This window comes from Pelagibacterium lacus (assembly GCF_003345525.1).
In the GTDB taxonomy this organism is placed as follows: domain Bacteria; phylum Pseudomonadota; class Alphaproteobacteria; order Rhizobiales; family Devosiaceae; genus Pelagibacterium; species Pelagibacterium lacus.
This window is the reverse complement of sequence record NZ_QQNH01000010.1, coordinates 1-26,489: the sequence shown is the minus strand read 5'-3', so window position 1 is coordinate 26,489 and position 26,489 is coordinate 1. Positions and strand designations below refer to the sequence as shown.

Here is a 26,489-nt window from a genome sequence, read left to right as displayed (position 1 = left end):
CGGCACCTTCGCGAAGGTGCCGGGAAATCTCGTCTGGCTGGCGAAACCTGCTGTGGCAGATCCGGAAGCCCAGCACGCGATCGTCCGTGGCGCGGCGATATTAGTTCCCTTTGGAACGATGTCAACTGCGCGTGTGACGCCATGATGACGGCCGGCCCGCCGGCTCTATGGCCATGCACGACAGCGAGCCCCGCGCGACACGCAGGGCTCGATGATCGGCTTGAAACAAGGTCAGCTCAGCTGCGATGCCAGCAGGCGACGGAGTGCCCGGAGGCAACTTCTATCAGCGGCGGCGACTCCCCGCGGCACAATTCGGTGACCAGCGGACACCGCGAGGCAAAGCGGCAACCGGGCCTCGGATTGGCGATATCGGGCACCTCGCCCTGGCAGGCAATGCGTTCGCGCTTGCGTTGCAGGGCCGGATTGGCCACCGGAACGGCCGAAAGCAGCGCCTCGGTATAGGGGTGCCTGGGGCGATCGTAGATCGAATCCCGATCGGCGATCTCGACCATGCGGCCGGCATAGAGAATGGCGACGCGGTGCGAGATGTGCCGCACGATGGAGAGATCGTGGGCGATGAAGACATAGCTGAGTTTCAGCTGCTCCTGCAGGCGCTGCATGAGATTGACCACCTGCGCCCGCACCGACACGTCGAGCGCAGAGACGGGCTCGTCGGCGACCACCAGATCGGGCTTCAGCGCCAGTGCGCGGGCAATACCGATGCGCTGGCGCTGACCGCCGGAAAAAGCATGGGGAAAACGCGTCGCCGCATCGGCCGGAAGGCCGACGAGGTCGAGCAGTTCGACCACCTGGTCCCGCGCGGCCTCAGGCGATTTGACCAGCCCGTGCACGATGAGCGGTTCGGCCACCGCGTCGAGAATGCGCATGCGCGGATTGAGGCTGGCATAGGGGTCCTGGAGCACGAGCTGCATGCCCGAGCGCAGCCGGCGCAGCTTTTCCCCGCGCAGATTGGTGATGTCGGTGCCCTTGAAGATGATCTGGCCCGATGCCGCCTCGATACGGCGCAATATGGCCCGGCCAGCCGTGGTCTTGCCCGATCCGGATTCGCCGACCAGTCCTAGTGTTTCGCCGGGCCGGACATCGAAGGAGATGTTGTCCAGCGCGCTGATCGGGCGCGGCCGCGCCCAGAACCCCCGCGACCGGGTGAGATAGTTGACGCCGAGACCCTTGACCTGCAGCGTGGGAAGAACCGTGGAGGGGGAGTGAAACATCGTCATAGTCCTGCAGCCGGCTCCAGCATGACGCCGGGTAGCCAGGCATTGGTTCCCGCCTTCCAGCACCGCACCACGCTGCCGTTCCAGTCTTGCATGGGCGGAGCCTTGCGGCAGTGGTCGGTTCCAATCGGGCAGCGCGGAAGAAAGGCGCACCCCGGAGGGGGATTGATGAGGCTGGGCGGCATACCCTCGATGGACAGCAGCGTCTCGTCGGTGCCCTCGAGGCTCGGGGTCGAGCGCAGCAACCCTTGCGTATAGGGATGGCCGGGCGTCTCGAAGATGGTATCGACATCGCCCGTTTCGACAATCCGTCCCGCATACATCACCGCCACCCGGGCGCACAGGCCGGCGACCACGCCCAGATCATGGGTGATGAGGATGATCGCCAGTCCCAATTGCTGCTGCAGGCTGGCGAGCAGTTCGAGAATCTGGGCCTGTATGGTCACGTCGAGCGCCGTTGTCGGCTCGTCGGCAATCAGCAGTTCGGGCTCGCAGGAAATGGCCATAGCGATCATGACGCGCTGGCGCATGCCGCCGGAGAGCTCGTGCGGATATTGATCGAGGCGCCGCGCCGGCGCGGACAGCCCAACGGCCCCCAGGAGCTCCTCGGCCCGCTTGCGCGCCTGGGCGTGCGAATAGCCCAGATGATAGCGCATGCCCTCGCCCAACTGGTTGCCGATGGTCATCAGCGGGTTCAGCGAGGTCATGGGGTCCTGGAAGATCATGGCGATGTTCTTGCCCCGCACGCTGCGCGCGTAGCGCTCGCCCTTGCGCCCCAGCAGCGATTGCCCGCGCCAGCGAATGTCGCCGCCGGTGATCGTACCCGGTGAGGAGATCAAGCCCGCCACCGCCTGGGCCGAGACGCTCTTGCCCGATCCCGATTCGCCCACGAGGCCCAGGGTTTCGCCCTTGTGCACGGTGAGGGAAACATCGCTGATCGCCTGCACCAGCCCGGCGCGCGACGCAAAGTCCACCTTGAGATGATCGACCTCGAGCAGAATTTCCCGGGTCATTGGGTCACCGCCTTTTCCGATGCGGCGCGCATCATGCGCCGCGCGGTCTTGGAGTAGGCGAACCGCTTCTCACGCTCCTGCGGATCGGTGGTCACCCGCACCCAATTGGCAAAGAGATTGATCGAAAGCACCGTCAGGACGATGCCGAGCCCGGGAAAGGTGATGAGCCACCAGGCCATGAAGATGTAGTCGCGGCCCGATGCCACGTCGAGGCCCCAGCTGGTCGCCGGAGGCTGGACGCCCAGCCCGAGAAAGGAGACCGCGGCCTCGGCCAGAACGATATTGGTGAATTCGAGAATGCCCACGGTCAGCAAGGGCGTGATGAGGTTGGGCAGGATGTGCCGGAAGATGATCCGCCGCGGCGGACAGCCCATCACTTCGGCCGCCTCCACATAGGGTACCTGGCGCACCGACATCACGATCGAGCGCACCTGCCGTGCGTAGATCATCCAGTTGGTGATCGAGAGCACGATGATCATGGTCAAGGTGCTCGGGCCAAGCACCGAGACGATGAGGAGGATCATCAGAATGCCGGGAAAGGAGACCTGGATATCGACGATGCGCATGAGCACGCTGTCGACCCGCCCGCCTGCATAGCCGGCACAGAGCCCCACGATCACCCCGATCGTGCCGGAAAACAGCACCACCGACGCGCCGATCAGCAATGTCGAGCGCGCGCCCCAGATCACCCGCGAAAGCACGTCGCGCCCCAGATGGTCGGTGCCGAAGATATGGTTCCAGTCCCCGTTGGGGAGCCAGGCGGGCGGGCGGAGCCGCGCAATCACATTCTGGGCGGCCGGGTCGTGCGGCGCGATCCAGGGGGCCAGAAGGGCCATGGCGACAATGAGAAGGATGACGACGAAGCCGACAAAGCCGGCCTTGTCATGCCACAGCTCGCCCAAAAGGCCGCGAAGGACGGCCAGTCTGGTGGGGTTGCGCGGCTTGCTGGAGACAATGGCGGACATCAGTTGAGGTCGATCCTTGGGTCGATCATCTTGAAGATGATGTCGAGCACGATGTTGATGAGCACGATCAGCAGGGCGATGACGAAGACGATGGCCTGCATCAGGAAGAGGTCGCCGCGCTGGATCGCCTGGACGGCGGTCAGCCCGAGCCCGGGCCAGGCAAACACTGTTTCCACCACCACCGTATAGCCGGCCAGCGTCGAAATCAGCTCCCACCCGGTCAGGGTCAGAAACGAAATAAGGATGTTGCGCAGCGTATGAACGCGCAGGATATGGCTGAACGGCAGGCCCTTGGCCTTCACGGTGCGCACATATTGCTGGTTGAGCTCGTCGATCATCGACGAGCGCACCAGCATGGTCAACCGCGCCAGCGGGGTCAGGGCCAGGGTGACCGCCGGCAGGATGAGATGCATCGGCGTACCCATGCCCGAAGTCGGCAACAGCCTGAGCTGGACGGCAAAGACCATGATCAGCAGCAACCCCACCCAGAACTGGGGCATGGACAGTCCCAGCAAGCCGGTGCTGACGATGATCCGGTCGACGAGGCCGCCCGGCCGCAGGGCCGCGATCATCCCCAATGGAATGGAGAGGACGATCGCGGTCCCGAGCCCGGCCCCGATCAGCATCAGGGTCATGGGCAGGCGCTCGAATACCACTTCGATCGCCGGCCGGCGTTGCCAAAGGCTCTGGCCGAAATCGAACGTGGCGAGATCGCCGAGAAAGCGCAGGAACTGTACGAACAAGGGCTGGTCGAGTCCGATCTGCTGTGCAAAGGCCAGCCTTTGCTCGGCGCTGGCCGAGAGCGGCAGCATGAGGCTGACCGGGTCCCCGAACAGGCGCGTCACAACAAACACGGTGAGGCTAACACCGAACACGACCAAGAGACCGTGCCACAGCCTTCGAACGATGAAAGAACCCACGCTACTCCTCTCTCGGCCGCTATTGGTTGACCGACATTTCGTTGATGATCAGCTTGGCGTCCGTCCGCGGCTGCCAGATCATCCTTTCCGACATGCCATAGATGTCCTGATGGTTGAACAGGGGAACATCATAGGCCTGTTCGTGCACCATCGTGGTAATCTCGTCGTAGAGTTCAGCCCTGCGTTCGAGATCGGCCTCGCTGCGGGCCTCGACGATCATCGCCGTCAGGTCCGCGTCGGAATTCGATGCGCCACCCAGACCCGCCTCGTAAGCAAAGGACATCTCGCGGTCGGCGTCCAGCAATTCGTTCGAGTTGAGGACGAAATAGGCGTCCGGACGCGTGTTCATATCGAAGAGACGCCGCAGATAGGCGGAGAATTCCTCGATCTGGACATCGACATTGAGGCCGATTTCTGACCAGTAGGCGCCGATGGCCTCGACCAGTTCACGATCCTTGAGCCAGCGACCGGACGTGCCCATCAGCTCGATGGTCGTGCCTTCCGCCCCGGCTTCGGCGATCAGCTCCCGCGCCCGCTCGGGATCGTAGGGATAGGATTCGAGGCTGGTGTTGTAGCCAAAGGCCTCGGGATGGATGAGTTGGCCCTTCGCCACATCGGCAAAGCCCAGGAACAGGCTGTCGGCGAGGGTCTGCCGGTCGATGGCGTAGTTCAGCGCCTGCCGCACGCGCGGGTCCGAGGTGGCGTCATTGTCGGTGGCCAGGATGATCACCGAGGTCTCGAGGCCGCCCACCACCGCATGCTGGGGCACCGATGCCGCAAATTCTGGCAGAAGGTAGACGATGACATCGAGCTCGCCGGCCATAAGGCCGGACAGGCGGGTGCCCGGCTCGACGATGAATCGGATGGTCACATCCTCGATATCGGGTGCCCCGTCCCAATAGTCCTCATTGGCTTCGAGCGTGATCGTGCTGCCGCGATCCCAGGACACGAATTTGTAGGGCCCCGTCCCCACTGGTTCCTCGGCGATATCGCCCTCGGCCGCATGGACCGGCGGCACCATTTTCATCCAGTACATGCGCGAGGGCAGCGCCGGATCGGGACCGTCCGTGAACACCCGAACGGTGAAATCGTCGACCTTCTCGGCTCCCGTAACGGTTCCGAAATAGGCCAGTTGCTCGGAAGCGTTCTCCGGATCGACGGCCCGCTCGATGCTGGCCACCACGGCGTCGGCGTTGAAGGGCTCGCCATTGTGGAAGCTGATCCCCTCGCGCAGCGCAAATTCCCAGGTGGTATCGTCGATCTGGGTGGGCAGGTCGAGGGCCAGGCCCGGCACGATGTCGCCCTGGGGCGTACGCGCCAGCAAGGCCTCGTAGATATTGTCATTGACCTGGCGCTCGCCGCCGTCGTCGCGCAATTGCGGATCGAGTGTGGACGGCTCGGACCCGATGCCGATGGCGATGGATTGCGCCTGGGCATATCCGGTGACGACGCCGAAAACCCCGACAAAGGCCGTGGTTGCGAGCAAGGCACGCATTATGGTGTTCATAGATGTCCTCCCAAGGTGCGGGTCGTTTTTACAACGATGTCACTGCGCACCCACGAGAAGTCTTGATCCCGCCACATCGATTGTCAACGCGGCGATTTTCGCCATTCCGTCAATCCGTCACCATGCGACGACGATTTGTCATATATGGTCCCGGCGCGGTTCATGCTGTGCGGAGAAATATTCAGCCGGCCGCGGCGTCCAGACGGGATGTGCGCCCACGAGGGAAGCGGCCACATCCATGATCGCCCTGTCACGCCCCATGGCGCCCATGAGTTGCAGGCCAATTGGGAGCCCAGCCGCCGACAGGCCGGCCGGAAAGGCGAGGGAAGGATGCCCCGTGAAATTGGCGACGATGTTGGGAATGGGGTCCTTCATGAAGTAGTATTTGTTGACGGCGCCCAGCATGCCGGCCGGGGCCAGGGCACCGGGAAGCAGCATGGCATCGACGCTCCCCAAAGCCGCTTCGAGCACTCCCGACATCTGCGCGCGCAACCGCAGCGCCAGAGCGAGATCGTCCTCCCTTATGGCCTCACCGACCAGCACGCGCCCGCGGAAGATTTCCCCATAGCGGTCGAAGCAGGCCCGCACATCGGCGGCATGGACGCCGGCGACCTCGTGCATCATGACCACGGTGGCCGCCGCATGGATATCGGGCAGCGGGGGAAGATCGAGCTCGACAACCGTTCCGCCCGCCGCCGAGACCGCGGCCAGCGCAGTTTCCCAGGCGGCGGCGACATCGCCATCGAGACGATCGACTATGCCCCAGCGACCCGCGGGGACGCCGATGGACAATTTGCCCAGCGCCTTGGGCGTGGCCGGTCTGGGAACCGGCTCCCCGCTCATCACCGCAAAGAGAATGGCGCAATCCTCGACCGTCGCGGCGATCGGCCCGGCATTGTCCATCGACGGCGCCAAGTCCGCGACACCCTCCAGCGGCACCGCTCCTCGGGTGGGCTTGAGGCCAAAAACGCCGCACATGGTGGCCGGCAGCCTGATGGAGCCGGCGGTATCGGTGGCCAGCGAACCGAGACAGAGCCCGGCCCCCACGGTCACGCCGGACCCGCTCGACGACCCACCCGGAAAATGCCCCGCCTTCCACGGATTGCTCGCCGGCGGGAAAGGCAGATCGTAGGATGGCCCGCCAAAAGCCAACTCATGGCAATTGGCCTTGCCCAGGATGATCGCTCCTGCCCCGCGAAGGCGCACCACGGCCGGCGCGTCCCTTTCGGCGATGCGCCCTTGACGCGAGGCCGAGGCTCCAGTGGCCGGGAGACCCGCCACATCGGCAATGTCCTTGATCGACAACGGAACACCGCAAAGCGGGCCCGGGACCAGGCCGTCGGCCAGCGCTTTATCGAGCGCTCGGGCCGCGTCCATGGCGCCCTGCGCATCGACATGATTGTACCCATGAAGGTCGCCATCGAAACGCGTAATACGCTCGAGAAAATGCGCCGTGACCACTTCGGCACTGACCGCCCCGGCCCTCACCGCCTCCGCGAGTTCGCGAATACTCAGGGTTTCCCAGGCGCGGCTCATGATGCGTGCTCGTCGGCCTGCCGCGCCTGCTTCCCGCCGGGATCAAGCAGCCGGAGGCGCGCGACGATGTCGTCGATGATCGCGAGCCCTGCCTGGAATTCCTCCGCTTCGCGCGGAGACATTTCAGGCGGCGGCGTTACGGCGCGCAGGCGCGGGCCGAAATCGGTATCTGAAGTCATTGATCGAACCCCGAGCCGCCTGCCCGTGGGCAGGCGGCATGATGGCGTCAGGACTATTCGCTGACCGTCATTTCCTTGATCAGCATTTTGGCGTCCGTCCGGGGCTGCCATTCCATGCGCGTGGACATGCCGTAAATGTCCTGCAGGTTGAACAGCGGCACCGTGTAGTTGAGATCGTGCGCGTGCTGGAAGACCTCGTCATAAAGCGCCTGACGGGCCTCCACATCGGTCGTCTCGCGTGCCTCGTCGATCAGGGCCGCCATCTCCGCGTCGGAGTTCGACGATGCGGCGCCGTCCATGTGGTAGATGTAGGAGCCTTCACGATCGGCATCGAGCAACTCGTTCGAGTTGGCGATGAAGATCGAGTCCGGCCGCGGGCCATCGCCCATCAGGCTGTCGAGGTATTGCGAGAATTCCTGGATCTGCACGTCCACCGCAAGCCCAGTCTGCGACCAATAGCCGGCCACGGTTTCGATCTGCTCGCGATCCTTGAGCCAGCGGCCGGATTCGCCGATCACCTGCAGAGTCTTCCCGGTCGCCCCGGCCTCCTCGATCAACTGCCGCGCCCGCTCCGGATCGTAAGCATAGCTCTCGAGCGAATCGTTGAACCCGAAGGCGCGCGGATTGATGTGATGGCCCTGCGCGATGGTTGCGTAGCCGGCGAACAGGCTTTCGACCATGGCCTCCCTGTCGATGGCAAGATTGAGCGCCTCGCGCACCAGTGGGTCGGAGGTGAGCTCGTTATCGATGCCGAGCACGAAGACCGAGGTCTCCAGCCCTTCGACGGCGGCGAATTTGGGAACCGCCGTGGTGAATTCGGGCAGCAGGTTGGTGATGATGTCGAATTCGCCCGCCATGAGGCCCGAGAGCCGGGTGCCCGCTTCGCCCACGAAGCGATAGGTCACGTCGTCGATCTGCGGGGCGCCGTCCCAATAGTCCTCGTTGGCCTCCAGCGCGATGGTGTCGCCGCGGTTCCAGGATACGAACTTGTAGGGCCCGGTTCCGACCGGAGCAGCCGCCAGATCGCCTTCCTGCGCATAGACCGGCGGAATCATCTTCAGCCAGTACATGCGCGAGGGCAGGATCGGATCAGGACCGGTGGTGAGAATGTGGACGGTATAGTCATCGACCTTTTCCGCCCCGGCGATGGTGCCGAAATAGGCCATCTGTTCGGAATTGGTGGCGGGATCGATCATCCGCTCCACGCTGGCGACCACCGAATCCGCGTTGAACGGCTCGCCATTGTGGAAGGTGATGCCCTCGCGCAGCTTGATTTCCCATGTCGTCTCGTCGACCTGGGTCGGCTCGGCAGCGGCGAGGCCGGGCACGAGCTCGGCGTCGGGCGTGCGCGCCATCAGCGTTTCATAGATGTTGTCGTTGACCTGCCGCTCGCCGCCATCGTCGCGCAGATGCGGGTCGAGTGTCGACGGTTCCGAGCCGATGGCAATGGTGATGGATTGCGCAAATGCCGGTGCCGCCACGCCGAGCGAAAGGCTGAGCGCCGTTCCCGCCAGCAAGAGTGCGAACTTGGTGTTCATATCCTGACCTACCCCTTTGTTGAGCGATTTTTGTTTTCGGTGCCGGACGCCCGGTCCGGCACACCTCGCCCCGTAGTCTTTGCAAGGGTCGGAAAATTGTCAACGGCGCTGGGCCGGCATTCGACCCCGGTTGCGCTCCACGCCGCCACAGACCGAACATTTCGCGCCCCCGCGCCGCCATAATGTCGAATTGACGCGTGGTTTCGTCGAGATGACACCTTTCAATCCGGGGCCCGGCCCGCAATGATGGCGGTTGGAATCACCTGTCTCGCCGAGTTGCCCGCAGTGTTTATTTTCTCCGCCCTCGAATGGCCATTGATCGGGCTGGCCATTGTCACCGTCATCGCGGCCGGAACGATCCAGGGCTCCACCGGCTTCGGCTTCAACATGGTGGCGGCGCCCATATTGGCGCTGATCGATCCGGCCTTCGTGCCGGTGCCCATGCTGTTGCTGGCCGTGGCGGTGTGCATCGTGGGCGCCATTCGCGAGCGCGACGAAATCGACCGCAAGGGGCTGACGGCGGCGCTTGTCGGCCGCACCATCGCCTCGGGCCTCGCGGTATTCTGCCTCGGACTTCTCGATCAGGGAACCTATTCCACGCTGTTTGCCGGATTGGTCCTGCTCGCCGTGGCGCTGAGTCTCCTGGGTCTCAAGATAGAGGCCAATCCCAGAACGCTGTTCGTGGCGGGCAGCGTTTCGGGTTTCATGGGCACGCTGACCTCCATCGGCGCGCCGCCGATGACCATTCCCTACCAGCATTCCAAGGGCCCGGTCATGCGCGCGACCCTGAGCGCCTTCTTCGTCTTCGGCTCGTTCATTTCCGTCCTGGCGCTGGCCGCCGGCGGCATGGTCAGCTGGTCGGCAATCCTGCTGGGCCTGCTGCTGCTGCCATTCGCCATGATCGGCTTCGTCTTTTCCAATTGGGGGCGGATGCTGGTCGACAAGGGCAAGGTCAGGGTGGTGGTCCTCACCGTTTCCACCGCGAGCGCACTGTTGCTGGTCGCCCGCGAATTCCTGTTCTGATCGCAAAAAGGGGGTGCGCATGCCGGCCTCGAGGTCCCGCAAAGTCATCGTCATCACCGGAGCCGGCAGCGGCATCGGGGCCGCCACGGCCCGGCGCCTCGCCGCGGAAAATACGGCCCTTCTGCTCCACACGCGCGGAAACCGGCATGGTCTCGAAGCCGTGGCGGCGGAATGCCGGGCCCTGGGCGCGGAGGTCGCGCTGCATCTGGGCGATCTGGCGGCACCCGAGACGGCGGCTTCGGTCATCGACGCGGCGCGGGACAGCTTCGGAGCGGTGGACGTTCTGGTCAGCAATGCCGGCGTGGCCCACAAATCCCGCTTCGGGGAGATGACCGAGGCCGAGCTGCGGGCGGCGTTCGAGATCATTCCGCTGGCTTTCTTCCGGCTGGTCGAGGCCGCCCTGCCCGACCTGCTGGCCAGTCCTGGCGGGCGGGTGATCGCCATCAGTTCCTTCGTTGCCCATGCCTATGGCACCGGCGACATGCTGTTCCCCGCCTCCTCGGCCGCCAAGGCGGCGCTGGAGGCGCTGGCCAAAGCGCTGGCGGTGCAGCTCGGCCCCGATGACGTCACCGTCAATTGCGTCGCGCCGGGCTTTACCCGCAAGGATACGGGCGGCCATACGGCCACTTCGCCCAAGGCGATGGATCGCACCGCGGCCATCACCCCGACCGGCCGGGTCGCCGAGCCGATCGACATCGCGGAGGCCGTGGCCTATCTGGCGAGCCCCGGCGCGCGGCAGGTCACAGGCCAGATCCTGCATGTGGACGGGGGTCTGCTGCTGCCCTAAAAACGCTGTGGCGAGAAGGGCTTAATCGGAAAGTCCGGCGTCTCGCCGGCAAGCAGAGCGGCGACAGCGAGGCCGGTGGCGGGGCCGTTGGCGAAGCCGATATGGCCGTGCCCGAAGGCGTAAACCACCGAGCGGCTGGCGCGGGAGAAGCCGATGACCGGCAGGCTGTCGGGGGTGGAGGGGCGGCTGCCCATCCAGACCGGCCCGGCGGCATCGGCGTCGACGGGGAGGCTCCGGGCGGCGTCGGCGAGGACCGTCGCGATCTGGCTTTCGTCGGCCGGGGCGTCGGGCAGAGCGAGCTCGACACCCGAGAGAATCCGGGCCCCTCCGGCCATGGGCGAGGCGACGAAACCCCCGGAAACATCATAGATCGGGCGGGTCAGCCGGGCATTGCCGGTCCAGGGCGCGAGGCGGTGATATCCCCGCTCCCCGACCAGGGGAATGCGGTCGCCGAGGGCGCGGGCGAGGCTGGCCGAATGGACGCCCGCCGCCACCACCACCTGGGCGAAGCGATGGGTTTCCCCCCCGATGGTGAGCTCAACATCGTCGTTTGTTGGCCTAATATCGGTGACGTGCGCGGCTATGTGCCCTGCACTTGCGGTGAATGCCGCATATAGTGCGGCGACGATGGCGCCGGGATCGTCCACCGAGGCGGATTGGGTGAAATGCAACCCCTCCGCATAGCGGTCGGCGAGGCCCGGCTCCAAGGCGGCGATGCCGGCCGCGTCGAGCGGCTCAGCCTCGATCCCGAACCGCGCCAGGACCGAACGTTCGCGCTTTGCGGAGGCGAGCGAACCCGACTGGCGATAGAGGCGCAGGAAGCCGGTCTGGCGATAGTGATGCCGCGTGCCCAGTTCGTCCGCCAGCGCCATGTGATGGTCGAGCGCGGTGCGCACCAGCGGGTCGAGGGCTTCGGCGGCGGCGAGCCATGAAGCTTCGTTGCAGGCGGCGAGGAAATGCCGGACCCAGCCGGCCATGCGCGGCAGGGAGCGATAGTTGACCCGCACGGCGACGCTGCGGCCGAGGCCGTAGCCGGGGAGCTTGGAGATCAGCCCGGGGCCGGCGACGGGAAAGATCGAGCCCCGGCTGATGACGCCGGCATTGCCATAGGAGGCGCGGCCCAGGGGATCGCCGGGATCGATGAGGGTGACGGTTCTCCCCCGCCGCTGCAATTGGAGCGCGGAGGCCAGCCCGACCATGCCGCCGCCGATGACCGCGACATCCCCGCGCGCGGCCGGTGTCACAGCAGGTGATCCAGTCCGCGCCTGAGGCCGGTCCATTCCCTGACCCGGCGCGCCGCCAGAAGCGTTCCGGCCACATAGGGCGCGGTGGAGGCACCGGCATCGTGGCGGATGGTCAGCCGCTCATTGTCGGCGCCGAAGATCGCCTCGCAGGAGAGGGCATAGGAGGGAACGCGCACCGAATGCACCTGAACTGGCCGGGGCCCGCCCAGAGCAGCGCCGCGCGTGGCAGGCGCGCCGGTCAATTGGGCGATGGGCACCGCAGATGACGGCCCGGCCACCGCGCCGAGCATTTCGGCCAGCTCGCGCGCCGTGCCGGTGGGAACGTCGGTCTTGGCCGCCGGTCCGTAGTCGATGATCTCGACATCGTCCACATAGCGCGCCGCCTCGACGGCGAAGCGCCGCAACAGGGTGGCGGTGATGGAGAAATTGCCCGCCGCAAGAACGCCCCGGCCCGCCGCCCGCGCCGCCGCGTCGATCTCGTCGTAATCGGCGGCGGTCAGCCCGGAGGTGCCGATCACCACATGGCGGCCGGCGGAAAGGGCGGAGAGCACATTGGCCTTGACCGCGTCGGGCTTGGTGTAGTCGATCACCACATCGCTCGGCGCGGCGAGCGCGGCGTCGACATCGGCGACGACCTCTATCCCAAGCGCGTCACCGCCGAGCAGCGTGCCGTAATCCCCGCCCGCATGGCGTTTTCCCAATATGCCGGCCAGCGCCAGATCGTCGGCCGCAAGGATCGCGCTCCCCAGCGCCCGCCCGACGCGGCCCGTGCCGCCGAACAAAGTAATGGCAACCATTCTTGCTAACTCCCCTATCGCAATTCCTGATCTGATTGAATCAGATCAGGAGCTCTAGTTTTTTGTTTTTCGCGTTTCCGAACCGGAAAACCGCTGCGCACTTTTCCTGGAAACGCTGCAATTCCTTGTTTCATCGCATTTCCGAACCGAAAAACCGCTGCGCACTTTTTCTGGAAACGCTGCAATTCCTTGTTTCATCGCGTTTCCGAACCGGAAAACCGCTGCGCACTTTTCCTGGAAACGCTGCAATTCCTTGTTTCATCGCGTTTCCGAACCGGAAAACCGCTGCGCACTTTTCCTGGAAACGCTGCAATTCCTTGTTTCATCGCGTTTCCGAACCGGAAAACCGCTGCGCACTTTTCCTGGAAACGCTGCAATTCCTTGTTTCATCGCGTTTCCGAACCGGAAAACCGCTGCGCACTTTTCCTGGAAACGCTCTATCGTGTCTGCCCATCGGCCAGAGACACCCCATCGGTGGGGCCCATCTGCATCGGATCGCGCCCCATCCTTTTCAGCCAGGAATAGACCGGGGGCGCCATATCGGCAATGGATTCGACCTCCACATCGATGAACACCAGACCGTCATGGGCAAAGGCGGCGTCGAAGGCCGCATCGAGCTCGTCGGGGGTGGTCACATGGAAGGCGCGGGCGCCGAACACTTCGGCGATGGCCGCGCCGTCGACTCGGTTGAAATCCACCGAATAGGTGGCGTTGTGGCCATGCAGGCGCTGCAACGCCTTGATCCAGCCAAAGCAGCCATTGGAGAAATGAACGAGGATGGCGGGCACGTCGAGACGGACCAGGGTTTCCAGCTCTCCCATGCTCATGGCGAAGGAGCCGTCACCGAACAGGCCAATGGGCCGGGTATGGGGCCGGGCCAGATACGCCCCGACCACGGCCGGCAGGGCATAGCCGAGACCGCCAAAGGCGCGCGGGATGATGAAGCTCGATTCGGGGTCCACGAGTCTCAGCAATTGCGTCATGTGCGGGGTCGGGGTGCCGGGATCGGAAAGGATCGAGCAGGGCCGCCCGACAAGGCGATCGTTGAGGGCCTTGACGATGCGCTGGGGGGCCAGCGGCACGGCGTCGGACTCCATCTTGGCGCTGGCCTTGTGCCAGAATTCGGCCCGCATGGCGTTGAGATGGGCCGGCCAGGCCGGATCGACGGCGAGGCCCTGCGGCAGCCTGTCGTGGAGCGCTTCGAGGGCGAGCCGGATATCGGCGCAGATCGAGAGCGCATTGTCGGTATTGTTGCCCAGCACCGTGGCCTCGATGTCGATCTGGACGATCTTGCGCTCCACCCTGTCGCTCGGGAAGGTCCAGCCGATGGTCACCACGGAGCCGATCTTTGAGCCGAGATAGACGATGAGATCGGCCTCCTCCATTGCCCGGTTGGCGTGGGGGTGAAAGCCGTTGTCGCCGACGACGCCGATGGCCAGCGGGTGATCGTCGACGAGGGTCGACTGCCCGGTGATGGTCTGGACGACCGGCATGCCCAGCGCTTCGGCCACCGCTTGCAGCGCCTTGCCGGCCAAGGAGCGGCTGGCGCCACCGCCGGCCACGAAAAGCGGGCGCCGGGCCTCGGCGATGAGGCCGATCAGGGCGTCGATATCCTTCTCGCCGGGCGAGGCGGGATAGCTGGGGAAGCGGGTGCAGGCGGCCTCGGCGTGCAGCGAGATCGCATCGGCGGCGACGGTTTCGGCCAGAACGTCCTCGGGCACCACCAGATGGACCGCGCCAGGCCGTCCGCCTGTGGCGTAGCGGAAGGCGCGGCGCACCATTTCGGGGATCTTGCGCGCCGACTTCACCTGCCATGAGGCTTTGGTCACCGGCTCGAACAGCTTGGCGCATTCGAGCTCGGTGATCACCCCCTGGCCTTCCATGCGCAGCGGCGTGTCCGAGGTGATGAGAATCATCGGCACCGAGGAAAAATGCGCCTCGGCCACGGCGGGAAGGACATACATGGCCCCGGCCCCGGACGGCACCTCCATCACGGCGGGCTTGTTGGAGAGCCGCGCATAGGCATCGGCCATGAAGCCGCCGCAGCGCTCATCGCGCACCATGATGTGGCGGATACGGTCCTGCGCCAGCCGCATGGCGTCGTAGAGCGGCACATTGGTGTCTCCCGGCACGCCGAAAATATGGTCCACCTCATAGCGCACCAGCATTTCCACCAGAATGTCAGCACCGCGCAGTTCCCGATCAGCCATGGACAGCCCTCCCTTTCGTTCGCCACAGCTTATTGCGGCTGGCATTCGGGGAAACCTGACAGAGTGTCCGCCAGAAAAGGCCCGACCGTCATTTCATCGGGCGCGCGGACGGGGAAACCCGCATGATCATGACTTCATGCACAAATGAAACTTGCTGACTGCCATCTTTGTGTGCACAATGTGAGAATGCACACCATGTGCGCAGGGAGAATGCGGGCGAATGGCAGATGGGCGTGATACTATCGACAGACAGTTGATCGGTCTCCTGCTCGTCAACGCGCGCCAGTCCATCACCGAACTCGCCCGGCAACTCGGCGTAGGCCGCACCACCGTGCACGAACGCATCGCGCGGCTGGAAAAGAGCGGCTTGATCACGGGCTATTCGGCGATCCTCTCGGAAGACCCCTTCGACGACTATGTGCAGGCCTTCGTCACGCTTTCCATCGTGCAGAAGCGCCAGAAGGACGTGCTGGCCCATCTGCAATCGCTGCCCGAAGTGATCAGCTGCTATACGATCAGCGGCGATTTCGACCTCTTGGCGGTCATCCAGGCGCCGCGCCTCGAAGATATCGACGCGGTGCTCGACGAAATCCTCGGCTATCCCGGCGTCGAGCGCTGCCGTTCGTCCATGGTCCTGACCCGCGCCTTCCAGCGCGGCGGCGCGCTGGTCAACGACACCCGCCAGGCCTATGGCGTGGCGGCGGAATAAACGCCTAACCCATTTCGGACACGATCCAGTCGCGAAACAGCTTTAGCGGCCCCTGCGCCCCCTGCCCCATCGGCCAGATGAGGAAATAGCGCTGCTCGCTGAGCATGGGCGCGTCCAGCACCGCCACCAGATCGCCGCGCTTGAGGTCGCCTTCGATGAGGAAGGCCGGCAGGAGGGCGAGGCCCAGCCCCGATCCCGCCGCCTGGGCGGCGGTCGCAAACTGGTCGAACAGCATGCCGCGCAGCCGCCCCACCTCCACATGCTGGGCGGCGAACCACCGCTCCCATTGATCGGGCCGGCTGGCCAGATGCAGCAGGGGGAGCTGCACCATATCGGCGGCCGATTCGATCCTGTGGCGTTCGAGGAATGCGGGCGAGGCGACCGGCACCACGGTCTCGGCCATGAGCTCCACCCCTTCGGTGCCGGCCCAGGGCTTGTCGCCGAAATGGATCGCCGCGTCGAAGGGATCGGTGCGGAAATCGAAGGCCGAGAGGCGGGTGGAGAGATTGATGGTTATGCCCGGATGCCGGTCGAGAAAGCGCGACAGGCGCGGGGCGAGCCAGCGGGTGCCGAAGGTGGGCAGGATGGCGAGGTTGAAGGTGCCGCCATGGGGATTGGCGCGCAGGTTGAGCGAGGCATTGGCCACCCGGTTGAGCGCCTCGCGGATTTCCCGCGCGTAGGCGGCTCCGGCCTCGGACAGCCGCACGGTCTGCTTTTCGCGCACGAAGAGCTGGCTGCCGATCTGCTCTTCGAGGAGGCGGATCTGCCGCGAGACTGCGCTTTGGGAGATGGACAGCTCCTCGGCCGCCATGGTGAAGCTCTCATGGCGGGCCGCCGCCTCGAAGGCGGTGAGCAGCGACATGGAGGGCAGGAAGCGACGGGGTATGGCCATGGGCGGACGATGCGACAGGGGTGGAGAAGCCTCCCCATATAGCAGCATCCGCCCGGCCCCGTCACGCATGGGCGCGCGGCCTCAGCTCGCCTTGGCCCGCACGATGGCCAGTTCGGCCAACACCGCCGCGATGGAGGCATCCTCGAGCGCCTGATACATGGCGAACTCGTCGGCCACGGGGCCCCCGAGCGCGCTTTCGAAGACGTCGCGGTTGGACTTGACGAGGCGGTCATGGGCGGCGTTGTCGCCCAGATTGGACTGGAAGATGCCCGCCGCGGAGACCGGCAGGAAGTCTTCATAGACGATCGGGTCGAAGCCCACATAGCCCTCGGCCACCAGCGTCGCGATATCGCCGCTCACTTCCAGCCCAACGGCGCGGCGGCCCTTGTCGGTCAGGAAGTAGTGGAAATAGGCGAGGTCCTGGGCCCGAAGCTCGGCGTAGCTGTCGGGCATGGGCGCGAACACCTCGCGCAGGGCCCGCATATAGTCCGCGGTGTTGGAGCCGTCCGCCTTGGGCTGGGCGAGCCCGCGCGCCGCGTCGAGCAGTTCGTCATAGAGCTGACGCCCCTTGGGCTTGAGGGCGACGCCCCGCTGCTCGATCTCGCCGAAGCGCGCCGTATGGCGTCCGGCGACCCGGCCGTCTTCCGCGTCGCCGAGGAAGGCGATCTGCTCCTCGAGCGCCTTGAAACTGGTCTGGCGCAGGAGGATGGGGCATTGGCGCGGCGGGGGGCCCTCGATCACCGCCTTGGGGGTGATGCCGCGCTCGGGCATCAGACGCTGCACCGCGTCGATATCGAGGGTGCGCGGGGTCAGGTGGTTGATGTGCGGACCCTTGAAGCTCACCACGTCGGCGATCAGCCGGTGCGCGTCGTGCAGGCGCTGATAGGTCGCCTCGGACACGGTGGCGTCCGAATGCCAGCGGAAGGTTTCCAGCGCCTCGGTGATGAAGGTCGCGGCGTCGGCTTCATCGAGCCCGCCATCGGCCTCGGACTTCTCGATCAGCGCGCGGGCCCGGGGCGTGAAGATGTCGCGCCGGGCGAGGATCGCCTCGGCCTCCTGGCGCAGGGCGTCGTCCTCGATCAGCTCGAGCCGCAGCAGCGAGGTGAAGACGCGGAACGGGCTGCGCTTGAGGGCTTCGCCATCGGTGGGACGGAAGGCGGTCGAATGCACCGGGATGCCGGCGACCGAGAGGTCGTAATAGCCCACCGGCTCCATGCCCATCACCGCGAACAGGCGGCGGATGGTGAACAGCTCCTCGGGCTTGCCCAGCCGGATGGCGCCGTGGCGCTCCTCGGAGATGCGATCAAGATTGTCGAGCGCTTCGAGGCGGGCTTTCAGCTCGGGGTTCTTGTCCATGACATCGGCATTGACGTCGCGGACCAGCTCCATGAGGTCCCCATAGAGGGGGACCTCGTCGCGGTACATGTCCGACATGGCCCGGCAGAAGCGGGCGCGGATTTCACTTTTGGAGAGAAAGTCACTCATGGCATGGCCTTGATTTCGAACTTGATGCCCTGTGCCAACGGCAATTCGCGGGAATAGTTCACCGTGTTGGTCTGGCGGCGCATATAGGCGCGCCAGGCGTCCGACCCGCTCTCGCGGCCGCCGCCGGTCTCCTTCTCACCGCCGAACGCGCCGCCGATCTCAGCACCCGAGGGGCCGATATTGACGTTGGCGATGCCGCAATCGGACCCGGCAGCCGACAGGAACAGCTCGGTCTCGCGCACATCGGTGGAGAAGATGCAGCTCGACAGGCCCTGGGGCACGCCGTTCTGCAAGGCGATGGCCTCGTCGAGGGTCTTGTAGGTGAGGACATAGAGGATCGGCGCGAAGGTCTCGTGCTTGACGATGTCGCTCTGCTCGATCATCTCGGCGATGGCCGGCTGCACGTAATAGCCGCCCGCGACCGCCTCGACCTTCTCGCCGCCGGTGATCTTGCCGCCCTCGGCGCGCGCCTTTTCCAAAGCGGTCTGCATGGCGTCATAGGCCTGCTTGTCGATCAGCGGCCCGACCAGCACGCCCTGTTCGAGCGGGCTGCCGATGGGCAGTCCCTCGTAGGCGCTCTTGATCCGCGCGACCAGTTCGTCACGCACATCCTCATGCACGATCACCCGGCGCAGGCTGGTGCAGCGCTGGCCGCAGGTGCCCACGGCCGAGAACACGATGGCCCGCACGGCGTTTTCCAGATCGGCGGACGGCGCGACGATCATCGCATTGTTGCCGCCCAGTTCGAGAATGGTCTTGCCGAAGCGCTCGGCCACCTTGGGGCCGACGATGCGGCCCATGCGGGTGGAGCCGGTCGCCGAGATCAGCGGCACGTCTTTCGAAGCGGTCAGCGCCTCGCCGATATCGGCGCCGCCGATCGCCACCTGCAACAGCCCGTCCGGCGCATCCGAACCGAAGCGCGCCAGGGCCTTCTTGAAAATCTTTTCCACCGCCAGAGCCGAGAGCGGGGTCTTTTCCGAGGGCTTCCAGATGGTGGAATTGCCGCAGACGGCGGCAAGAGCGAAGTTCCAGGCAAAGACGGCGACGGGGAAGTTGAAGGCGGAGATGACGCCCACCACGCCCAGCGGATGCCAGGTTTCGCGCATGGAGTGACCCGGGCGCTCGGAGGCGATGGTCAGGCCGAACAACTGGCGCGCTTGGCCGACCGCCAGATCGCAGATGTCGATCATCTCCTGAACCTCGCCCAGACCCTCCTGCAGGATCTTGCCCACTTCGAGCGAGACCAGGGCGCCCAGCTCCTGTTTGGCGGCGCGCAATTCCTCGCCGAACAGGCGGATCAGCTCGCCCCGGCGCGGGGCCGGCACCAGCTTCCACGCCTCGAAGGCGCTCTTCGCCCTGGCGATCATCGCCTCCATGTCGGCGTCGCTATGGGTCGCCACGCTGCCGAGCAGGGCGCCGTCGACGGGGCTGTGGACCTTGAGCGAACCGCCGGAGAGGTCAGCATCGGTGAGAAGGGCCGCAGCGAGAATGTCCTTATGTGCCATCAGCAATTGATCCTGTTCTTACGGTTTGACGAGGGCGGCGCTGGCCGCCGCGATGCGTTCGAGTGCCTTTTCGAGCGCAACCTGCGCATAGGCATATGAGATTCGGAAATGGCCAGGCGACCCGAATGCGGTGCCGGGCACCACCGCCACGCCGGCCTGTTCGAGATAGTATTCGCAGAGATCGGCGTCGGTCTCCACAATTGTGCCCTGCGGCGTCCTGCGGCCCAGAAGGCCGGTGCAGTCGGGGAACACATAGAAGGCCCCGCGCGGGCTGTCACAGACAAGGCCTTCTACGGCATTGAGGCCGGCGACGACAAGATCGCGCCGCCGCCAGAAGTCCTCGCGCCGCTCGGCCACCACGTCGCGCGGGCCGTTGAGGGCGGCGGCGGCGGCGGCCTGCGAGATCGAGGAGGGCGCGGACGTGGCCTGCCCCTGCACCACGGCCATCGCATCGATGAGCGCCCTGGGGCCCACGCCATAGCCCAGACGCCAGCCGGTCATGGCATAGGATTTGGACACCCCGTTGACGACCAGAACGCGCTCGGCCATCTCGGGCAGCGCCTTGAGCGCCGAGACGAAGGCGAAATCGTCATAGACCAGATGCTCGTAGATCTCGTCCGACATCAGGCCCACATGCGGATGGCGCGCCAGCACCGGCAGCAGGGCGCGCAGCTGGCCGGCATCGTAAGCCCCGCCGGTGGGGTTGGAGGGCGAATTGAACAGCAGCCATTTGGTGCGCGGGGTGATGGCGCGCTCCAGCGCCTCGGGCGCGAGGACGAAGCCGTCCTCGCCACGGGTCGGCACGGTCACCGGCACGCCACCGCAGATCGAGACCATATCCACATAGCTGGTCCAGTAGGGGGCCGGAATGACCACCTCGTCGCCCGGATCGAGCGTCGCCATGAAGGCGTTGAACAGGACCTGCTTGGCGCCGGCCGAGGCGATCACATTGGCCGGGGCGATGGTGACGCCCTGACGCGCATATTCGGCGACGATAGCCTGTTTGAGCTCGGCGGTGCCGGTATTGGCGGTGTATTTGGTTTCGCCCCGGTCCATGGCGGTTTTGGCCGCCGCCTTGACGAAATCGGGCGTATCGAAATCGGGCTCGCCGGTGCCGAGCGAGATGATGTCCTCGCCGGCCTTCTTGCGCGCCGCGGCCAGCTCGCTGATGCGCACGATGAGCGAAACCTCGATATCGCTGACGCGCCGCGCCAGCCCGATACCGCCCTCCGCCGCCAAACTCATGACTGCAGCCATTGCAAGACCCATGTGCTCTCTTCCACTGGGGGCGGACACTAGGCGGTTCGGGCGCTCACGGAAAACGTCGATTGGTGATGTAATGATAACCAAATGTCATGAACTACCCGGGCAACGGCCTCAGGCCTGCGCCAGTTCGGGCACCTCGGCCCCGATGTCGATGGGCGCGCCATGGCCCACGGCGCCGTAATAGCGGCAGGTATTGGCGGCCGCCTGCGCCGCCTCGCGCAACACCAGATCCGGCGCCTCGCCCCTAAGCAGGCCATAAAGGGTGCGCGCGGTAAAAGTGTCCCCGGCCCCCAGCGTATCGACGACCTCGGTGGGGACGGCGGCGACGCTGTGAACGGCGCTGCCGTCCGAGAGGATCGCCCCGGCCCGGCCACGGGTCACCAGCGCCCATTGCGCCCCGGCGTCCAGCATCTGGCGCTGCAGGGCCAGCGCCTCGGCCTCGGGCGCCTCGCCGGCCGAAGCGGCGGTCAGCAGGCATAGCGGGGCCACGGCCGCGATATGGCCGGGATCGCGCCCGGTGGAAAAATCATAGGAGAGCCGCGTGCGCTGCGCCACATCGGCCAGATGCGCATCGAGCCCGCTGGAGCGGCCGATATGGGCGGCATCGAATCCGGCGATGAAGGCGAGATCGGCCTCGACCGGCGTGAACATCGACACCCCGAGGTCATAGGTGATGAAGATGCGGTCGCCATCCTCATGGCCGATGACGCAATAGGCCGTCATGCCCTCGTCGAGCACGCGCAGATGCGAGACATCGACCCCTTCGGCCATCAGCGCCGCCCGGATATGCCGGCCGGCCGCGTCGTCGGCGACGGCGCCGACATAGGCCGACTGCCCGCCGAACCGGCGCACGAACACCGCCGCGTTGAGGGTATTGCCCCCCGGATACATCATTGCGTTGGCGGCATAGCAGTCCACCACATTGTCGCCCACGGCAACGATTCTGACCATTGAACCCATCGATCGAAAATACGAGTTGACTTGATGTGAGAACGTTCGCACTTTATAGGGGACATTGTCAACGCGAAGGCTCGTCTTCCGCGTCGCCAAGCCCTGTTTTCCCCAAACGCACTGGCCGGGCCGTCCATGGCCGGACGTCTCAACCCCGAGAGGCATCATGAAGACTGAACTGAACCCGGACATTTCCCAAGCTCTTTCCGCCATTGCCGGGCGCGAATTCGGAAATGTCTTTCTCGTCGCCTGCGGCGGATCGCTCTCGATCATGCATCCAGGCAAGTATTTCCTCGACCGTCACTCCAAGGTGCTCAATTCCGACGTCTACAACGCCGACGAGTTCATCGCGCGCAGCCCGCAAAAGCTCGACGACAAGGCGCTGGTGATCCTGTGCTCGCAGACCGGCACCACCAAGGAAACCGCGCGCGCCGCCGAATTCGCCCGCGCCAAGGGCGCCGCGACCATCGCGATGACCCTCGATTCGGCCTCCCCGCTCGCCAATGCCGCCGAGAACGTGGTCAACTACCAGGCCTTCTATACGACCGGGGTTCCCATCGACGCGGCCGAATCCAATTACGGTGTGCTCTACATGCTGCTGGCCGGCCTCGTGAAGCAGACCGACGGCATCGACGTGGTGCCCTCGCTGCTCAAGAGCCTGAGCAATCTGCAACCCGCCATCGACAAGGCGCATGACGTCTTCGCGCCCCTGTTCGAGGACTATGCCCCGCGCCTCGCCAAGAAGGACGTGATCTACACGCTGGCCAGCGGCGCCAATTACGGCGCGGCCTATTCCTTCTCCATCTGCGTCTTGATGGAGATGCAGTGGATCAACTCCCAGGCCATCCATGCCAACGAATATTTCCACGGCCCGTTCGAGGTGACCGACAAGGACGCCAGCTTCATCGTCATGGTCGGCCTCGACGAGACGCGGCGGCTGGAAGAACGGGCCCGCGATTTCGCCCTGCGCTTCGGCTCGGAGGACAATGTCATGGTGCTCGACGCCGAAAAGCTCGACCTCACCGGCATCGACGACGCCTTCCGCGGCTATCTGGTGCCGCTGGTGTTCTTCGACACGCTGTGGCGCTTCGCCTACAAGATCGCCGACCTGCGCGGCCAGCCCATGCTGGAAGGCCGCCGCTACATGAAAAAGATCAGCGACTATTGAGAACGCGACGGGGGCCGGAAACGGCCCCCTCCTTTTTTGTATAGCGATTGGGATTGGGCTCAGGCCGCGCGGGCGATGGCCGCGGCGAGCGCTTCGACGCTTTTGCGCATGGCCGGCATGGGATCGAGATAATAGCGCGCATTGGTGATTTCGAGCGACAGCGCCCCGTCATATCCGGCGGCATTGAGATCGGCGATATAGGCATCGAGATCGAGAATGCCGTCGCCCCAGGCCAGATGCGCGCCCCCGTCATCGGCGTCGGTCATGTGCATATGGGCCAGATCGGCGCCGAGCGCCCGGGCGAAATCGCCCACGTCCTCACGGGTCAAACGGGCGGCGGAGGTGTCCATCATGCCCTTGAGGGCGGGGGAAGCGACCGCATCGAGCATGCGCCGCACATCGGGCGCCGTGACCGCGATATTGCTCCAGGCCGGCGGCAGGGCCTCGAAAAACAGCGTGATGCCCAGCCGCTCGGCGCGGTCGGCGAGAAGGGCGAGCGAGGCGACGCAGCGCGCCCAGGCCTCCTCGGCCGGCTGGTTGGCATAGCCCGAACCCGGGGTCACCAACAGGGCCGGGCTGCCCATCTCGACGCACATTTCGAGGCATTCGAGGAAATAGCGCTGGCTGCGGTCGCGCAGGACGGGCTCGGAACTCCCCAGATTGATGGGATAGACGCATTGCTCGGGGGTGAAGCAGGCCAGCGCCATGCCCCGCGCGCGCACCTCGCGGCCCAGCTCGCGCGCGGCGGCGAGGGAATTGTCGCCGATATAGAAATGCGGCGCGGCGCCCCAGATCTCCACCCGGGTCAGCCCCAGCGCGGCGGCATCGTCGAGAAAGCTGCGGAGCGGGTGCCGCATATAGTGAAAATTCATCCCGCAGACATTGCTCAACGACAGCGCCATTGCCTTTTCCCTTGCTCAGCCGGTCAATGCGATAACGTTCTCACATCTACCCGCGCCGGGCAATGGCCGGATGCGCGGAGGCGGGATTTCAGCAGGGATGGAGGGGAGATGGAGCGGGTGAAGGGAATCGAACCCTCGTCGTAAGCTTGGAACAATATGCTTTTTTGGCCCGGCCCGCGTAGTCTGTGCCACATTTTATGGTCACTATTGTATCACAAACAAAAGCGCCACATTTAGGGTCCGTATCCGACCTGCTGCTATGAAGAGTATTGTGTCTGCAGTGGCATACGGCCGAAGCAATACGAGGCGTAACGGGTTACTTTGACGACTGTCGAGTTGCCGCTCGTATGAACGCTCCGATGCGAAGCAGGTCAATATCCGACCTGTTGCCTTCGTTTAGACTATTCTGAACTCGGACTTACCAATTATGACCCACGTCGTCGGGAGATGGAGAATGCTCATGAAAAGTTAGCCGAGGTAGAGAGCCGCTCTTCTTGGCGGTCAGAACCACTTTGTCCGCATCACGCCCCACCATTGCACCCTCTCCCCCGACTACTCCAGTCAATAATACGAATGACATTTCGAGATGACAGGAGTCAGCGGTTAGGCGGGATGAAACTTTGGCACGTGGTCAACAACGACACTCAGTTGAATTTCGATCGTCGCATTGCCGGGTAGCGAATTCACGCCGACCGCGGCCCGCGCACCAACGCCATTGGCACCAAACCGTTCATAGAGATAGGTGGAGGCAAAGTCGGCGATGCGGGGATGATCGGTAAACTCAGGCTCTGCCGCGACAAATACGGTGAGAACAAGCACCTCGCAAATGCGTTCACCGGCCTCGAGCAATTGTAAAGCCGCCTTCACCGCGTTGGCAGTGGCCATCACTGCGGCATCGCGATAGTCCTCGACGGGACAGCCCGGTTTTACCGCGCCGGTATAAACCAGTACGCCGCTGCGCCTGGGCGTCATACCGGATGTGTATATGACGTCCTTATGACGTTTTGCGATGACGTAACGCCCGTTCGGAACGGGACTAGAAACAACCTCCATCACATCACTCTCTGTAGCGCCCGATAAGCTCTATCATGCGCTCGACCGCCCGGACCGCCGCTTCATGGTCTTGAGAAAAATTCAGTCGTACGCCCTGATGTGAAGTTGGCCCGAATTCGCTGCCGGGCGTAACGATGACGTTTCCCTGGTGCCGCAGAATCCGAGCAAAATCCTCGATTGATACAGACAGATCGGGCAGTTCGGGAAACAGGTAGCTGCCACCGTCGGGTACGCGAACTCTTAGATCGTTCACCCTACCGAAAAGCTCAAGCAGATCGTCGCGGATGGCCTGGTGGAGACGCGTACGTTCGTTTATCCATCCAGAGGGTTCGGTGAACCAAGCCTCAAGCACAGCCTGGCTGTAACCGGCCGCGCGTAGCGATACGATGGCTTGCAACTGTTCCATGCGGCGGATCAATTGAGGCGACCCGAACGCGATACCCAGCCGGAAACCGCTAAGGGACTCGGTCTTTGACGGTCCCATGATGGTAATCAGGTTGGCAGGAACGGTTCGCACCGCACGCAAATGGGTATAGGTTCCGCTGTCATAGACAAGTCTCGAATAGAGTTGGTCAACGATGACCGTGGCATCGTAGCGCGCCGCCAGATCGGCAATCGAAGTGATTTCCTCAGCCGAATAGATCACGCCCGTTGGATTGTTCGGGTTCGAAAAGACGAATACTTGCGCACCCGCCTTCAACGCATCCTCCAGTTGTCCTAGGTCAAGGCCAGCCATGCCGGCTTTGCCGGCGTAGTCAAGCGCGATTGGCATCAACTCCGCGCCAAAGAAATGCACTAACTTCCGGTTTGCGAAATAATCTGGCTCAATGACCGCTACCTTGGTTCCGGCATTCACCGTTGCGGCAATGGCCAAAAACAGCGCGCCCTGCGTTCCTGGTGTGATGATCATCTCGTCATCGCCGTCCACCGGGGCACCGGTAAAGGCGGCCAGATTTTGCGCTACGCGCGTGCGGATCGCAGCGTTGCCCCGGTACTCGGTGTAGGCCTGCGCGCCGCCACGGCGAAAGCCGCTCTTGAACGCCTCGTACGCTCCGGGCGAAGGTAAGAAAGCATCGACGTCACCGTGCGAAAAATCGACCATGCGCCCGGGAAGAACATCGCCGCGCAAAAGCGACCGGAAGTCCTGCCTCATCTGCTGACCTTCCTGGCCCGGCGCGTTTTCGGTCGAAAGTTTCAAAAACTTGGAGTCGAGAGTGTTCATGATGGCCCTTTGAAAAGGTAATGAAATTAAGCGGCCCTGCCTCGTGCTCCAGAGCGTTTCCAGCAGCGGCATCCACTTCTGCGGTTCGGAAGAACAATAGTTCAGGACTTGGAGCATCAGCATCTGCGTGAAACGCCGAACTAGGCTGTGGTATTATCTTCGTGATCAGAAACGGCTTGCGATGGCGCGATGTGCCCTCCGAATATGGCCCACCCAAGACGATCTACAATCGTTTCATCCGGTGGAGCCGGCTCGGCGTGTTCAACAAGATCTTCTCCGCCCTTTCGGCGAACGGCGGCAAACCCTGACGTTGCCCCTTGGAGCTAATCCAGTTTGAAATAGACTCTGGCCCATCGAAAAGGACCAGAGATGAAGCGCAACA

At 64.4% G+C, this 26,489-nt stretch carries 23 protein-coding genes and 1 pseudogene; 5 read left to right on the top strand and 19 right to left on the bottom strand.

The genetic code is table 11. The features are described from left to right. Positions 1–236 precede the first annotated feature (236 nt). The 8 genes from DVH29_RS09020 to DVH29_RS08990 all read right to left on the bottom strand — a co-directional run bounded on the left by DVH29_RS09020 (position 237) and on the right by DVH29_RS08990 (position 8,893). The gene (locus tag DVH29_RS09020) at positions 237–1,232 is read right to left on the bottom strand and encodes an ABC transporter ATP-binding protein (protein WP_114645849.1); all 996 of its coding nucleotides are present in this window, start codon (positions 1,230–1,232) and stop codon (positions 237–239) included. A gap of 2 nt (positions 1,233–1,234) precedes the next feature. After that, the gene (locus DVH29_RS09015) at positions 1,235–2,248 is read right to left on the bottom strand and encodes an ABC transporter ATP-binding protein (RefSeq protein WP_114645848.1); all 1,014 of its coding nucleotides are present in this window, start codon (positions 2,246–2,248) and stop codon (positions 1,235–1,237) included. Further along, positions 2,245–3,213 (bottom strand): ABC transporter permease, encoded by a 969-nt coding sequence (locus tag DVH29_RS09010; protein WP_114645847.1) that lies wholly within the window; start codon positions 3,211–3,213, stop codon positions 2,245–2,247. Before DVH29_RS09010 ends, DVH29_RS09015 begins: the two co-directional genes overlap by 4 nt. Then, positions 3,213–4,133, bottom strand: coding sequence for an ABC transporter permease (locus DVH29_RS09005; RefSeq protein ID WP_114645846.1), 921 nt, complete (start codon positions 4,131–4,133; stop codon positions 3,213–3,215). Before DVH29_RS09005 ends, DVH29_RS09010 begins: the two co-directional genes overlap by 1 nt. Positions 4,134–4,152: 19 nt before the next feature. After that, positions 4,153–5,640, bottom strand: coding sequence for an ABC transporter substrate-binding protein (locus DVH29_RS09000; RefSeq protein WP_245944939.1), 1,488 nt, complete (start codon positions 5,638–5,640; stop codon positions 4,153–4,155). A gap of 138 nt (positions 5,641–5,778) precedes the next feature. After that, positions 5,779–7,176, bottom strand: a complete 1,398-nt coding sequence (locus DVH29_RS08995) for an amidase (RefSeq protein WP_114645845.1) — start codon at positions 7,174–7,176, stop codon at positions 5,779–5,781. Beyond that, positions 7,173–7,355: a hypothetical protein gene (locus tag DVH29_RS16190; protein WP_147276046.1), complete on the bottom strand. Its 183-nt coding sequence runs from the start codon at positions 7,353–7,355 to the stop codon at positions 7,173–7,175. Before DVH29_RS16190 ends, DVH29_RS08995 begins: the two co-directional genes overlap by 4 nt. Positions 7,356–7,408: 53 nt before the next feature. Continuing rightward, positions 7,409–8,893: an ABC transporter substrate-binding protein gene (locus tag DVH29_RS08990; protein WP_114645844.1), complete on the bottom strand. Its 1,485-nt coding sequence runs from the start codon at positions 8,891–8,893 to the stop codon at positions 7,409–7,411. 285 nt (positions 8,894–9,178) lie between these two features. Between DVH29_RS08990 and DVH29_RS08985 the strand changes: the two genes are divergently transcribed. Next, positions 9,179–9,916 carry a sulfite exporter TauE/SafE family protein gene (locus DVH29_RS08985; RefSeq protein WP_245944938.1) on the top strand — a complete coding sequence of 246 codons (738 nt, stop codon included), beginning with the start codon at positions 9,179–9,181 and terminating at the stop codon, positions 9,914–9,916. A gap of 19 nt (positions 9,917–9,935) precedes the next feature. Beyond that, positions 9,936–10,703 carry an SDR family NAD(P)-dependent oxidoreductase gene (locus tag DVH29_RS08980; RefSeq protein ID WP_114645843.1) on the top strand — a complete coding sequence of 256 codons (768 nt, stop codon included), beginning with the start codon at positions 9,936–9,938 and terminating at the stop codon, positions 10,701–10,703. Here the strand turns inward: DVH29_RS08980 and DVH29_RS08975 are convergent. The 3 genes from DVH29_RS08975 to DVH29_RS08965 all read right to left on the bottom strand — a co-directional run bounded on the left by DVH29_RS08975 (position 10,700) and on the right by DVH29_RS08965 (position 14,954). Beyond that, positions 10,700–11,947, bottom strand: a complete 1,248-nt coding sequence (locus DVH29_RS08975; RefSeq protein WP_158541616.1) for an NAD(P)/FAD-dependent oxidoreductase — start codon at positions 11,945–11,947, stop codon at positions 10,700–10,702. The two genes, DVH29_RS08980 and DVH29_RS08975, sit on opposite strands and share 4 nt — an antisense overlap. Beyond that, a complete protein-coding gene (gene dapB, locus DVH29_RS08970) occupies positions 11,944–12,744 on the bottom strand; it encodes a 4-hydroxy-tetrahydrodipicolinate reductase (RefSeq protein ID WP_114645841.1) in 801 nt (266 codons plus the stop codon). Before dapB ends, DVH29_RS08975 begins: the two co-directional genes overlap by 4 nt. A 437-nt stretch (positions 12,745–13,181) precedes the next feature. After that, positions 13,182–14,954, bottom strand: a complete 1,773-nt coding sequence (locus DVH29_RS08965) for a thiamine pyrophosphate-binding protein (protein WP_245944937.1) — start codon at positions 14,952–14,954, stop codon at positions 13,182–13,184. Positions 14,955–15,174: 220 nt separating this feature from the next. Here DVH29_RS08965 and DVH29_RS08960 point away from each other — a divergent pair, with 220 nt between their 5' ends. Continuing rightward, entirely contained in the window at positions 15,175–15,663 is a 489-nt protein-coding gene (locus DVH29_RS08960; protein ID WP_114645840.1) for an Lrp/AsnC family transcriptional regulator, read from the top strand. A 4-nt stretch (positions 15,664–15,667) separates the two neighbouring features. Here DVH29_RS08960 and DVH29_RS08955 read toward each other — a convergent pair whose 3' ends face one another. The 5 genes from DVH29_RS08955 to DVH29_RS08935 all read right to left on the bottom strand — a co-directional run bounded on the left by DVH29_RS08955 (position 15,668) and on the right by DVH29_RS08935 (position 21,762). Then, positions 15,668–16,555, bottom strand: a complete 888-nt coding sequence (locus tag DVH29_RS08955; protein WP_114645839.1) for a LysR family transcriptional regulator — start codon at positions 16,553–16,555, stop codon at positions 15,668–15,670. An 81-nt stretch (positions 16,556–16,636) separates the two neighbouring features. After that, positions 16,637–18,040, bottom strand: coding sequence for a 2-oxoadipate dioxygenase/decarboxylase HglS (hglS, locus tag DVH29_RS08950; protein WP_114645838.1), 1,404 nt, complete (start codon positions 18,038–18,040; stop codon positions 16,637–16,639). Then, a complete protein-coding gene (gene amaB, locus DVH29_RS08945; RefSeq protein WP_114645837.1) occupies positions 18,037–19,545 on the bottom strand; it encodes an L-piperidine-6-carboxylate dehydrogenase in 1,509 nt (502 codons plus the stop codon). Before amaB ends, hglS begins: the two co-directional genes overlap by 4 nt. 18 nt (positions 19,546–19,563) lie before the next feature. Beyond that, positions 19,564–20,790, bottom strand: a complete 1,227-nt coding sequence (locus DVH29_RS08940; protein WP_199562558.1) for a pyridoxal phosphate-dependent aminotransferase — start codon at positions 20,788–20,790, stop codon at positions 19,564–19,566. Positions 20,791–20,922: 132 nt separating this feature from the next. Then, positions 20,923–21,762 carry a PfkB family carbohydrate kinase gene (locus DVH29_RS08935; RefSeq protein WP_114645835.1) on the bottom strand — a complete coding sequence of 280 codons (840 nt, stop codon included), beginning with the start codon at positions 21,760–21,762 and terminating at the stop codon, positions 20,923–20,925. Between the two features lie 166 nt (positions 21,763–21,928). Here DVH29_RS08935 and DVH29_RS08930 point away from each other — a divergent pair, with 166 nt between their 5' ends. Then, on the top strand, positions 21,929–22,930 hold the full coding sequence (locus DVH29_RS08930; RefSeq protein WP_114645834.1) for an SIS domain-containing protein: 1,002 nt from the start codon (positions 21,929–21,931) through the stop codon (positions 22,928–22,930). Between the two features lie 59 nt (positions 22,931–22,989). On the opposite strand, the gene DVH29_RS08925 is transcribed toward DVH29_RS08930, so the two are convergent. The 3 genes from DVH29_RS08925 to DVH29_RS08915 all read right to left on the bottom strand — a co-directional run bounded on the left by DVH29_RS08925 (position 22,990) and on the right by DVH29_RS08915 (position 26,230). Next, a complete protein-coding gene (locus DVH29_RS08925; RefSeq protein ID WP_114645833.1) occupies positions 22,990–23,832 on the bottom strand; it encodes a sugar phosphate isomerase/epimerase family protein in 843 nt (280 codons plus the stop codon). A 603-nt stretch (positions 23,833–24,435) separates the two neighbouring features. After that, positions 24,436–24,885: a RidA family protein gene (locus DVH29_RS08920; protein WP_114645832.1), complete on the bottom strand. Its 450-nt coding sequence runs from the start codon at positions 24,883–24,885 to the stop codon at positions 24,436–24,438. Positions 24,886–24,889: 4 nt separating this feature from the next. After that, the gene (locus DVH29_RS08915) at positions 24,890–26,230 is read right to left on the bottom strand and encodes a pyridoxal phosphate-dependent aminotransferase (protein WP_245944936.1); all 1,341 of its coding nucleotides are present in this window, start codon (positions 26,228–26,230) and stop codon (positions 24,890–24,892) included. 26 nt (positions 26,231–26,256) lie between these two features. Here DVH29_RS08915 and DVH29_RS08910 point away from each other — a divergent pair. Then, positions 26,257–26,403, top strand: a pseudogene (locus tag DVH29_RS08910) (transposase); the annotation flags it as partial. Between the last annotated feature and the right edge of the window lie 86 nt (positions 26,404–26,489).

Coding starts and splice junctions, on each gene's coding strand:
- DVH29_RS09020 (WP_114645849.1), bottom strand. CDS start 1,232: ATGTTTCACTCCCCCTCCACGGTTCTTCCCACGCTGCAGGTCAAGGGT.
- DVH29_RS09015 (WP_114645848.1), bottom strand. CDS start 2,248: ATGACCCGGGAAATTCTGCTCGAGGTCGATCATCTCAAGGTGGACTTT.
- DVH29_RS09010 (WP_114645847.1), bottom strand. CDS start 3,213: ATGTCCGCCATTGTCTCCAGCAAGCCGCGCAACCCCACCAGACTGGCC.
- DVH29_RS09000 (WP_245944939.1), bottom strand. CDS start 5,640: ATGAACACCATAATGCGTGCCTTGCTCGCAACCACGGCCTTTGTCGGG.
- DVH29_RS08995 (WP_114645845.1), bottom strand. CDS start 7,176: ATGAGCCGCGCCTGGGAAACCCTGAGTATTCGCGAACTCGCGGAGGCG.
- DVH29_RS16190 (WP_147276046.1), bottom strand. CDS start 7,355: ATGACTTCAGATACCGATTTCGGCCCGCGCCTGCGCGCCGTAACGCCG.
- DVH29_RS08990 (WP_114645844.1), bottom strand. CDS start 8,893: ATGAACACCAAGTTCGCACTCTTGCTGGCGGGAACGGCGCTCAGCCTT.
- DVH29_RS08980 (WP_114645843.1), top strand. CDS start 9,936: ATGCCGGCCTCGAGGTCCCGCAAAGTCATCGTCATCACCGGAGCCGGC.
- dapB (WP_114645841.1), bottom strand. CDS start 12,744: ATGGTTGCCATTACTTTGTTCGGCGGCACGGGCCGCGTCGGGCGGGCG.
- DVH29_RS08965 (WP_245944937.1), bottom strand. CDS start 14,954: ATGGCTGATCGGGAACTGCGCGGTGCTGACATTCTGGTGGAAATGCTG.
- DVH29_RS08960 (WP_114645840.1), top strand. CDS start 15,175: ATGGCAGATGGGCGTGATACTATCGACAGACAGTTGATCGGTCTCCTG.
- DVH29_RS08955 (WP_114645839.1), bottom strand. CDS start 16,555: ATGGCCATACCCCGTCGCTTCCTGCCCTCCATGTCGCTGCTCACCGCC.
- hglS (WP_114645838.1), bottom strand. CDS start 18,040: ATGAGTGACTTTCTCTCCAAAAGTGAAATCCGCGCCCGCTTCTGCCGG.
- amaB (WP_114645837.1), bottom strand. CDS start 19,545: ATGGCACATAAGGACATTCTCGCTGCGGCCCTTCTCACCGATGCTGAC.
- DVH29_RS08940 (WP_199562558.1), bottom strand. CDS start 20,790: ATGAGTTTGGCGGCGGAGGGCGGTATCGGGCTGGCGCGGCGCGTCAGC.
- DVH29_RS08935 (WP_114645835.1), bottom strand. CDS start 21,762: ATGGTCAGAATCGTTGCCGTGGGCGACAATGTGGTGGACTGCTATGCC.
- DVH29_RS08930 (WP_114645834.1), top strand. CDS start 21,929: ATGAAGACTGAACTGAACCCGGACATTTCCCAAGCTCTTTCCGCCATT.
- DVH29_RS08925 (WP_114645833.1), bottom strand. CDS start 23,832: ATGGCGCTGTCGTTGAGCAATGTCTGCGGGATGAATTTTCACTATATG.
- DVH29_RS08920 (WP_114645832.1), bottom strand. CDS start 24,885: ATGGAGGTTGTTTCTAGTCCCGTTCCGAACGGGCGTTACGTCATCGCA.
- DVH29_RS08915 (WP_245944936.1), bottom strand. CDS start 26,230: ATGCTGATGCTCCAAGTCCTGAACTATTGTTCTTCCGAACCGCAGAAG.